Consider the following 11,705-nt stretch of genomic DNA (forward strand, 5'->3'; position numbering starts at 1 on the left):
ACCAGGACGGCGCGAGCAACGGGCTCACCGCCCCGAACGGCCCCTCCCAGCGCCGTGTCATCCGTGCCGCGCTGGCGAACGCGGGCCTCACCGCCAGTGACGTGGACGCCGTCGAGGCGCACGGCACCGGCACCACGCTCGGCGACCCGATCGAGGCCCAGGCGCTGCTCGCCACGTACGGCAAGGAGCGTTCCGCGGAACGGCCTTTGTGGCTGGGCTCGTTGAAGTCCAACATCGGGCACACGCAGGCCGCCGCCGGTGTCGCCGGTGTCATCAAAATGGTCATGGCGCTGCGGGAAGGCGTCCTGCCCAAGACCCTGCACGTGGACAGCCCGACCTCCGAGGTCGACTGGTCGGCGGGCACGGTCGAGCTGCTCACCGACGCCCGGGAATGGCCCGAGCGCGAGCCCGGGCTGCCGCGTCGCGCGGGCGTCTCGTCCTTCGGCATGAGCGGTACGAACGCGCATGTGATCGTGGAGCAGGCGCCGGGGGAGGAGTCGGAGGCCGGGGAGGCCGTGTCGCCTTCCGCTGTTTCTTCGGTGGTGGCGGGTGTGGTGCCGGTGGCGTTGTCGGCGAAGTCGCCGGAGGCGCTGCGGGCGCAGGCTGTGCGGGTGCGGGAGCTGCTGTCGGCGCGGGGTGGCCTGGAACTGGGCGATGTGGCGTGGTCGTTGGCGGTGTCGCGGTCGCGGTTCGAGCACCGGGGTGTCGTCCTCGGCCGGGACCGGGACGAGGTCCTTGCCGGGCTTGAGGCGCTGGCCGAAGGCGACGCGGCGGCCACGCAGGTGGTGTCCGGCCGGGCCCAGGGCGCGAAGGGCAAGGTCCGTCCCGTGTTCGTGTTCCCGGGGCAGGGGTCGCAGTGGGCCGGGATGGCGCGTGAGCTGCTCGACTCCAGTCCGGTGTTCGCCGAGCGGATGGGGGAGTGCGCGGACGCGTTGTCGGAGTTCGTGGAGTGGGACCTGCTTGAGGAGCTGAGCGGGGACAACTTCGACCGGGTGGATGTGGTGCAGCCGGTTCTCTTCGCGGTGATGGTGTCGCTGGCCGAGGTGTGGCAGGCGGCCGGGGTGAAGCCCGCCGCTGTGGTCGGGCACAGTCAGGGTGAGATCGCGGCCGCGTGCGTCGCGGGCGCGCTCAGCCTGCAGGACGCGGCTCGTGTCGTGGCCTTGCGGAGTCTGGCCATTCGTGAGTTGTCCGGCAAGGGCGGGATGGTGTCCGTGCCGCTGCCCGAGGCCGAGGTGCGTGAGCTGATCGCTGCCTGGGACGGCCGGATCGAGCTTGCCGCCGTGAACGGTCCGGCCCAGGTCGTCGTCTCCGGTGAGCCCGAGGCGCTGGAAGAACTGGTCGCCCAGTGTGTCGCCCAGGACATCCGCGCCCGGACGATCCCGGTGGACTACGCCTCGCACTCCTCGTACGTGGAGCAGATCGAGGAGCAGATCGCTGAGGCCCTGACCGGAGTGTCTCCGCAGGCCGCCGATGTCCCGATCTTCTCGACGCTGACGGGGGAGTGGCTTGACGCCAACACGCCGATGGATGCGGGGTATTGGTACCGCAACCTGCGTCACACGGTCCTCTTCGAGCACGCCACCCGCGGCCTCCTGGCCGAGGGGCACGGGCTGTTCCTGGAGATGAGCCCGCACCCGGTGCTGACCGTTCCGGTGCAGGCGACGATCGACGCCACCGAGAGCCCCGCGGCCACCCTCGGGTCCCTGCGCCGCGACGACGGCGGTGCCGACCGCCTCGCCGCCTCCCTCGCCGAAGCCCACGTCCACGGCGCCGAGTTGGACTGGGCGGCCCTCTACCCGGGCGCCCGCACCGCCGTCGACCTCCCCACCTACCCCTTCCAGCACCAGCACTACTGGCTGCACGCCGACCTCACGGCGGGCGATGTCACCGCTGCCGGGCTCGGTGACACACGGCACCCGCTCCTTGGCGCGGCAGTGCCGCTCGCGGACGGTGACGGGCATCTGCTCACGGGGCGGCTCTCGCTGCGTACGCACCCGTGGCTCGCCGACCACGCCGTGGCGGGGGTCGTACTGCTGCCCGCGACCGCGTTCGTGGAGCTGGCGACGCGCGCGGGCGACCAGGTGGGCTGTGACCTGGTCGAAGAGCTCACCATGGAGACACCGCTGGTCGTCCCGGAGACGGGCGGCATACAGCTCCAGCTCACCGTGGGAGACGCCGACGCCTCCGGACGGCGGTCGCTCAGCTTCCACTCCCGGCCCGAGACGGGCCCCGACACGGACGGCGCGGAGCCGGAGCCGTGGACCCGGCACGCCACCGGCGTCCTCGCCCTGAGCACCGCGGCCGCCGCGCCCGCCGACGCCGCCGGGTTCGACCTCGCGGAGTGGCCGCCCCAGGGCGCCGAGGCGGTCGGCATCGACGGCCTGTACGAGGAGTTCGCCGCGGCGGACGTCCAGTACGGCCCCGCCTTCCAGGGGCTGCGCAGCGTGTGGCGGCTCGGCGACGAGCTGTTCGCCGAAGTCGGCATCCCCGAGGACCGGCGTGACGAGGCCGGACGGTTCGGCCTGCACCCGGTGCTCCTCGACGCCGCGCTGCAGGCCGCGCACCTCGCGCAGGATCCCTCGGACGGCGACGAGGGCGGCGCGCCCCGGCTGCCGTTCTCGTGGAGCGACGTGGCGCTGTACGCCGACGGGGCGAAGTCCCTGCGCGTCCGCCTCACCCGCTCGGGCAGCGGCGGCGACACCGTCTCGGTGCTGCTCGCCGACGACTCGGGCGCGCCGGTCGCACGGATCGGCTCGCTGGTGTCCCGCACCGTCGACGTCCGGCAGGGCCTCGCCGCCCGCCGGGCCCGGGTGGCCCACCTGTACCGCGTCAACTGGGTGCGGCCGACCGCCGGCGCCCCGGCACACCCGGACCGCGCCGCCGCCCCCTCCTGGGCCGTGCTCGGCACCGACACCGGTGAGCTGTGCCGCCTGCTGGGCGAGGGCGGCGTCGACGCCACCTCGTACCCGACACTGGCCGACCTCACCGCGGCGGTGGCCGACGGCACGGCGGCCGTACCCGGAGTCGTGGTCGCGGCCGGAGCCACCGGCGCCGCAACCGCCGCCGACACCACCACCGCGGCAGCCGCCGACGCCGCGAACACCGGAACCGCCGCCGACACCACCGCCGAAGCCGTCCACGCCGCCACCCGCGAAGCCCTCGCCCTCGTCCAGGAGTGGCTGGCCGCAGCCGACGGCACCCTCGCCGACGCGCGCCTCGTCGTCCTGACGCGCGGCGCCGCCGCTGTCGCCGACGACGAGCCGCTGCCCGGACTCGCGCACTCCGCCGTCCTCGGCCTGCTGCGTTCGGCGCAGTCCGAGGAGCCGGGCCGGTTCGTGCTCGCCGATGTGGACGGCGGGCCCGAGTCGCTGCGCGCGCTGCCCGCCGCGTACGCGCACGGCGAGCCCGAGTGCGCGATCCGCGCCGGAGCCGTACTCGTCCCCCGCCTCACCCGCGACCTCGGCGAGCGGACCGCCGATCCGGCGGACCCGGAGACCCGGACCGCTCCCGTCCTGGACCCCGACGGCACCGCCCTGGTCACGGGTGCCCCCGGCGGCCTCGGCGGCCTCGTCGCCCGGCATCTCGTCGCCGCACACGGCATTCGCAACCTGTTGTTCCTCGGCCGCCGCGGCCCCGACGCGCCGGGCGCGGCCGAACTCGCCGCGGACATCGCGGAGTCGGGTGCCAGCGTCGATGTCGTCGGGTGCGACGCGGCCGACCGGGAGGCCCTCGCCGAGGCGCTGGCCCGCGTCTCCGCCGAGCACCCCCTCACCGCGGTCGTGCACACCGCGGGCGTCTTCGACGACGGCATCACCTCCTCGCTCACCGCCGACCAGCTCGACCGCGTGCTGCGGCCCAAGGCCGACGCGGCCCTCAACCTGCGCGCCCTCACCCGGGACGCCGACCTCGCCGCGTTCGTCCTGTTCTCCTCCGTCGCGGGCGTCCTCGGCGGCGCCGGACAGGGCAACTACGCGGCGGGCAACACCTTCCTCGACGCCTACGCCCAGCACCTGCGCGGCCAGGGCGTGCCCGCCACCGCCCTCGCCTGGGGCCTGTGGGCCGAACGCGGCGGCATGGCCGGGCAGATCACCGCCGACGACCTCGACCGGATGACCCGCTCCGGCATCGCACCCCTCACCACCGAGCAGGGCCTCGGCCTCCTCGACACCGCACTCGGCCTGGACGCCGCCGCCCTTGTACCCGTACGCCTCGACACCGCCGCGCTGCGCGGTACGCACGGCCAGAACCTGCCGCCGCTGCTCAGCGGCCTCGTCCAGGGCCCCGCCCGGCGCGCCGCCGGGGGTCAGGACACGTCCGGCGGCGACGCCCCGGCGCTCGTGCGGCGGCTGCGCGGTCTTGCCGACGGCGAGCGGGAGCGGGCGCTCCTCGACCACGTGCGCGGCCAGGCCGCCGCCGTCCTCGGCTACGCCTCCGGCGACCAGGTCGACACCGAGCGGGCCTTCCGTGACCTGGGCTTCGACTCGCTGACCGCCGTCGAACTCCGCAACCGCCTCAACGAGGCGACCGGCCTGCGCCTGCCCGCCACCCTGGTCTTCGACTACGCGAGCCCGCTGGCCCTCGCCCGCCACCTCAAGTCCGAACTCGGCGGCGCCGCCACGGACACCCCGTCCGCGCCCGTCGCCCCGGTCGCGGCGGTCACCGACGAGCCCATCGCCATCGTCGCGATGAGCTGCCGCTTCCCCGGCGGCGTCGCGAGCCCCGAGGACCTGTGGCACCTCGTCGGCGAGGGCGCCGACGCCACCTCCGGGCTGCCCGAGGGCCGCGGCTGGGACACGGCGTCCCTCTACGACCCGGACCCCGACCACCAGGGCACCACGTACTCGCGCGGCGGCGGCTTCCTGCACGACGCGGGCGAGTTCGACGCGGTGTTCTTCGGGATCTCCCCGCGCGAGGCCCTGGCGATGGACCCGCAGCAGCGGCTCCTCCTGGAGACCTCCTGGGAGGCCTTCGAGCGCGCCGGGATCGACCCGGCGGCGCTGCGCGGCACCGCGGGCGGCGTCTTCGTCGGCGCCTCGTCGCAGGGCTACGGCGAGAGCGTGCGGGTCATCCCCGACGGCCTCGAAGGCCATCTGATGACCGGCAACTCCACCAGCGTCATCTCCGGCCGCATCTCGTACTCCTTCGGTCTCGAAGGCCCGGCCGTGACGGTCGACACCGCCTGCTCGTCGTCCCTCGTCGCCCTGCACCTGGCCGCGCAGTCCCTGCGCCAGGGCGAGTGCGACCTGGCTCTCGCGGGCGGCGCCACCGTCATGGCCAACGCCGACACGCTCGTCGCGTTCAGCCGTCAGCGCGGCCTCGCCGCCGACGGCCGCTGCAAGCCCTTCGCGGAGGGCGCCGACGGCTTCGGCGTCGGCGAGGGCGTCGGCATGCTGGTCCTGGAGCGCCTGTCCGACGCCCACCGGAACGGCCACCAGGTCCTCGCGGTCGTCCGTGGTTCGGCGGTCAACCAGGACGGCGCCAGCAATGGCCTGACCGCCCCGAACGGGCCCTCGCAGCAGCGCGTGATCCGCGCGGCCCTGGCCGGTGCCGGACTCACCGGCGCCGACGTCGACGCCGTCGAGGCCCACGGCACCGGCACCTCACTCGGCGATCCCATCGAGGCCCAGGCCCTCATCGCCACCTACGGCAAGGACCGCCCCGAGGGCCCCCAGGGGCGCGTGCCGCTGTGGCTCGGCTCGGTCAAGTCCAACATCGGGCACGCCCAGGCGGCCGCGGGCGTCGCGGGCGTCATGAAGATGGTCATGGCGATGCGGCACGGCATCCTGCCCAGGACGCTGCACGCCGAGGCGCCGACGACCGAGGTCGACTGGTCCGCGGGGACCGTCGAGCTGTTGACCGAGGCGCGCGAATGGACCGCGCGGGAGGTGGGACGGCCGCGCCGCGCGGGCGTCTCCTCCTTCGGCATGAGCGGCACCAACGCGCACGTGATCGTGGAGCAGGCACCGGTGGCGGAACGACTGCCCGTCGACCCCGGCGACCACCCCGCCCCGACCGGCATGTCGTCGGTCGTCCAGGGCGTGGTCCCGCTGGCCCTGTCGGCGAAGAGCGAAGGCGCCCTGCGGGCGCAGGCGGAACGGCTGCGCCAGCGGCTGCTCACCGACGACGGCATCGGTCTCTCCGACGTCGGCTGGTCGCTGACGGTCGCACGCTCGCGGTTCGAGCACCGGGGCGTCGTCCTCGGCCGGGACCGGCAAGAGCTGGTCGCCGGGCTTGAGGCGTTGGCCCAGGGCGACATGGCGGCCACGCGGGTGGCGGCCGGTCGGGCCCAGGGCGGTGCGGGTCGTGCGGTGTTCGTGTTCCCGGGGCAGGGGTCGCAGTGGGCCGGGATGGCTCGCGAACTCCTCGACGAGTCCCCGGTGTTCGCCGAGCGGATGGAGGAGTGCGCGGATGCGTTGTCGGAGTTCGTGGAGTGGGACCTGCTTGAGGAGCTGAGCGGGGACAACTTCGACCGGGTGGATGTGGTCCAGCCCGTGTTGTTCGCGGTGATGGTGTCGCTGGCCGCGACCTGGCAGGCGGCGGGTGTTCAGCCTGCTGCTGTGGTCGGGCACAGTCAGGGTGAGATCGCGGCCGCGTGTGTCGCGGGGGCGCTGTCGCTGCGGGACGCGGCCCGCGTGGTGGCGCTGCGGAGCCTGGCGATCCGGGAGCTGTCGGGCAAGGGCGGCATGGTCTCCGTGCCCCTGCCTGAGCAGGAAGTGCGGGAGCTGATCGCTGCCTGGGACGGCCGGATCGAGCTGGCTGCCGTGAACGGTCCGGCCCAGGTCGTGGTCTCGGGCGAGCCGGACGCGCTGGAGGAGTTGGTCGCGCAGTGCGTGGCCGGGGACGTTCGCGCCCGGACCATCCCGGTGGACTACGCCTCGCACTCCTCGTACGTGGAGCAGATCGAGCAGCAGATCGCCGAGGCGCTGGCCGGGGTGGACCCGCAGGCGGCCGAGGTGCCCCTGTTCTCGACCCTCACCGGCGCCTGGCTGGACGCCAACACCCCGATGGACGCGGGCTATTGGTACCGCAACCTCCGCCAGACCGTCCTCTTTGAGCACGCCACCCGCGGCCTCCTCGACGAAGGCCACGGCCTGTTCCTGGAGATGAGTCCCCACCCCGTCCTCACCGTCCCCGTCCAGGCCACCATCGAGGCCGCGGGGCGCGAGGAGGCCGCCGCGGCACTCGGCTCCCTGCGCCGCGACGACGGCGGCGCCGACCGCCTCGCCGCCTCCCTCGCCGAAGCGCACGTGCGCGGCGCGGAGTTGGACTGGAAGGCGCTGTTCCCGGGCGCCGGAACCGTCGTCGACCTGCCCACGTACGCCTTCCAGCGGCAGCACTACTGGCTGACGGACGACGGCGGGGTGCCCGACGGCACGCCGCTGTCCGTCGTGGCCGACGTGGAGGCGCGCTTCTGGGAGGCCGTGGAGCGCGAGGACCTAGAGGAGCTGGCGGCCGAGCTGGAGCTGGCGGGCGACAACGCCGCCGAGCTCGGCGCCGTCCTGCCCGTCCTGTCGTCCTGGCGGCGGCAGCGGCGCGAGCGGTCCACCCTCGACGGCTGGCGCTACCGGGTCACCTGGAAGCCCCTGCCGACCGGCTCCCTGCCGGCCTCCGGACTCGCCGGACGCTGGCTCGTCGTACTGCCGGAGAACACCACGGGCCACCCGTGGGCGGCAGGCGCACGCGACGCGCTGACGCTGGCCGGTGCGGACGTCGTGGAACTTGCCCTGACGACACCGGAGTTGACGCGCGAGACGCTGACCGAGCGGCTGCGGGACGCCGCCGGTGCGGCGGACCTGGACGGGGTGGTCTCGCTGCTCGGGCTCGACGAGTCCGCGCAGGACGGGCGCGAGGCCGTGTCCGTCGGCCTCACGGGCACCGTCGCGCTGACGCAGGCTCTCGGCGACGCCGGGATCGGCGCGCGGGTGTGGGCGGTGACCAGCGGAGCCGTCACCACGGGCCGCGGGGACCGGGACGTGAGCCCGGTCGCGGCGCAGCTGTGGGGCCTCGGCCGGGTGATCGCGCTGGAGCACCCGGACCGATGGGGCGGTCTGATCGACCTGCCCCCGTCGTACGGCGCACGCGCCGCCTCGCGGTTCGCCGCGATCGTGGCGGGTGCGGGCGACGAGGACCAGCTCGCGGTACGGGACACCGGTGTCTTCGTACGCCGCTTCACGCACGCCCCCCTGGAAGCGGGCACGGGCACGGAGCCGGAGTGGTCGCCGCGCGGCACCGCCCTGGTCACCGGCGGCACCGGAGCCATCGGCGGGCACGTCGCGCGCTGGCTGGCCCGCGAGGGCGTCGACCACCTCGTCCTCACCAGCCGCCGTGGCCCCGACGCCCCCGGCGCCGCCGAACTCAAGGCGGAACTGGAGGAGTTGGGTGCCGACGTCACCCTCGCCGCCTGCGACATCGCCGACTGGGACGCCGTCTCCGGGCTCCTCGACGACCTGGCCGCCCACGGCCGCACCCTGCGTTCCGTGTTCCACGCTGCGGGCGTCGGCCAGGAGCAGCCCCTCGCCGAGATGACCGCCGCCGACATCACCGCCGTCCTGGAGGCGAAGGTCGCGGGCGCCGCGCACCTCGACGCGCTCCTCGACACCGGAGCCCTCGACGCCTTCGTGCTCTTCTCGTCCAACGCGGGCGTATGGGGCAGCGGCAGCCAGGGCGCGTACGCCGCGGCCAACGCCCACCTCGACGCGCTCGCCGAAGCCCGGCGCGCCCGCGGCCTCACCGCCACCTCCGTGGCATGGGGGCTGTGGGGCGGCGGCAGCGGCATGGCCGGCGCGGAGGCCGAGGAGGCGCTGCGTCGCCTCGGCGTGACGGCGATGGCACCCGAGCGCGCGGTCGCGGCCCTCGCCGAGGCCGTCGCGTACGACGAGACGTTCGTGGCCGTCGCCGACGTGGACTGGGAGCGGTTCGCGCCCGCCTTCACGTCGATGCGGCCCAGCCCCTTCATCGGGGACCTGCCGGAGGCGCGGCGCGCGCTCACCGGACCCGAGACGGCCGTGGCGCCCGGCGCGCAGGCCCTCGTGCCGGGCTCCGAGTGGGCCCAGCGGCTCGCCGCGCTGCCCGCCGCCGAGCAGGAGCGGTCGGTCCTCGACCTGGTCCGCGCACAGGCCGCCGCCGTCCTCGGCTACGAGGGCGCGGCAGCCGTCGAACCCGGGCGCGCCTTCCGCGAGCTGGGCTTCGACTCGCTGACGGCCGTCGAGGTGCGCAACCGCCTCGCCGCCGCGACCGGCCTGAAGCTCCCCACGACCCTCGTCTTCGACTACCCCAACTCCCACGTCCTCGCCGCCCACCTGCGGCGCGAGGTGCTCGGCGACGCCGCACCGGGCGGCACCACGACGATGTCGTCGGCGGCCGTACCCGCGCCCGCCGACGACCCCATCGCCATCGTGTCCATGAGCTGCCGCTACCCCGGCGGCGCCACCAGCCCGGACGCCCTGTGGCGCCTGGTCTCCGAAGGCACCGACGCCATCTCCGTCTTCCCCGCCGACCGCGGCTGGGAGAACTCCGGCGCCGCCGCGTACAAGGCCGAGGGCGGCTTCCTCTACGACGCCGCCGAGTTCGACGCCGCGTTCTTCGGGATCTCGCCGCGCGAGGCCCTGTCGATCGACCCCCAGCAGCGCCTCCTCCTGGAGACGTCCTGGGAGCTGTTCGAGCGGGCGGGCATCGCGCCCACCTCCGTGCGGGGCGACCAGACCGGCGTCTTCATCGGCTCCGGCTACCAGGGCTACGGCGACGGCGTCCAGGAGCCCCCGGAGGGCGTCGAGGGCTACCTCCTCACCGGCAACGCCGGAGCGGTCGTCTCCGGCCGTCTGTCGTACGCGTTCGGCCTGGAGGGCCCGGCGGTGACCGTGGACACGGCCTGCTCGTCGTCCCTGGTCGCGCTGCACCTGGCCGCGCAGGCGCTCCGGCAGGGCGAGTGCGACATGGCGCTCGCGGGCGGTGTGACCGTCATGTCGACGCCCACCGCCTTCGACGAGTTCAGCAAGCAGCAGGGCCTCGCCGCCGACGGCCGCTGCAAGCCCTTCGCCGAGGCCGCGGACGGCACCGGCTGGGGCGAGGGTGTCGGCCTGCTGCTCCTGGAGCGGCTGTCCGACGCCCGCCGCAACGGCCACGAAGTCCTTGCGGTGATGCGCGGCTCGGCCGTGAACCAGGACGGCGCCAGCAACGGCCTGACGGCCCCCAACGGTCCGTCGCAGCAGCGCGTCATCCGCGCCGCCCTCGCGAGCGCCGGACTCACTGTCGGTGATGTGGACGCCGTCGAGGCGCACGGCACGGGCACGACGCTGGGCGACCCCATCGAGGCCCAGGCGCTCCTTGCCACCTACGGCCAGGAGCGGTCGGCCGACCGGCCGCTGTGGCTGGGCTCCATCAAGTCCAACATCGGCCACACCCAGGCCGCTTCGGGCGTCGCCGGTGTCATCAAGATGGTCATGGCGATGCGCGAGGGCGTCCTGCCGCGCACCCTGCACGTGGACGAGCGCAGCTCCCATGTGGACTGGGAGGCCGGGGCGGTCGAGCTCCTTACGGAGGCCCGTGAGTGGGCCGAGCGGGACGGCGGCGTGCCGCGTCGTGCGGGTGTGTCGTCGTTCGGCGTGAGCGGCACGAACGCCCACGTGATCGTCGAGCAGGCGCCGTCGACGGAGCCCGCCGAGGCGGCCGAACCGGTGCTCGACGCGCCGTTGACGGCGATCGTGCCCTGGGTGGTGTCGGCGCGCGGCGCCGAGGCGCTGCGGGCCCAGGCGGACGCGCTGCGGGAGCACGTGGCCGGGCGCGAGCAGCTCGAGCCGGAAGGTGTCGGCTGGTCCCTGCTGTCCGGGCGGGCTGTCCTTGAGCACCGGGCGGTCGTGCTCGGTGAGGCGCGCGCGGAGTTCCTGGCCGGTCTGGGGGCGATTGCCGCCGGTGGACCGGGGGTGGTGACCGGTTCGGTGGTCGAGGGGCGCCTCGGCGTCGTCTTCACCGGCCAGGGCAGTCAGCGGATCGGTATGGGCCGGGAGTTGTACGACACCTTCCCGGTGTTCGCCGATGCGCTGGATGAGGTGTGTGCGCATCTGGATGGGCAGCTAGAACGTTCGCTCCAGGACGTCATGTTTGGTACGGATGCTGAGCTGTTGGAGCAGACGGAGTACGCGCAGCCCGCGTTGTTTGCCGTCGAGGTGGCCCTGTTCCGTCTGGCCGAGTCCTTCGGTGTACGGCCTGAGGTCGTCGGTGGGCATTCGATCGGTGAGCTGACGGCCGCGTATGTGGCCGGGCTGTGGTCGCTGGAGGATGCGGCTCGACTGGTCGCTGCGCGTGGTCGGTTGATGCAGTCGCTGCCCGAGGGCGGCGCGATGCTCGCGGTCCAGGCGGCCGAGGCGGACGTGCTGCCGCTGCTGGTGGGTCTGGAGGACCGGGCCGGTGTGGCGGCCGTGAACGGGCCCTCGCAGGTCGTGCTCTCAGGTGAGCGGACGGCTCTGGAGGGCTTGGAGGAGACCCTGCGCGGTCAGGGTCGCAAGGTTCGCTGGCTGAAGGTCTCCCACGCCTTCCACTCGCCCCTGATGGACCCGGTCCTGGACGACTTCCGCGCGGTCGCGCAGGGCCTGACGTACCAGGACCCGAAGCTGCCCGTCGTCTCCAACGTCACCGGCGAACTGGCGGAAACGGACCAGCTCAAGGACCCCGACTACTGGGTCCGCCACATCCGCGAGGCGGTCCGCTTC

Annotated in this window: 1 protein-coding gene; it reads left to right on the forward strand. The window is 74.4% G+C overall.

Annotated elements, in window-relative coordinates:
- On the forward strand, positions 1–11,705 hold an 11,705-nt coding region (locus IE274_RS38750), incomplete at both ends, for a type I polyketide synthase (RefSeq protein ID WP_190120654.1).

This window comes from Streptomyces flavofungini (assembly GCF_014650815.1).
Taxonomy (GTDB): Bacteria; Actinomycetota; Actinomycetes; order Streptomycetales; family Streptomycetaceae; genus Streptomyces; species Streptomyces flavofungini.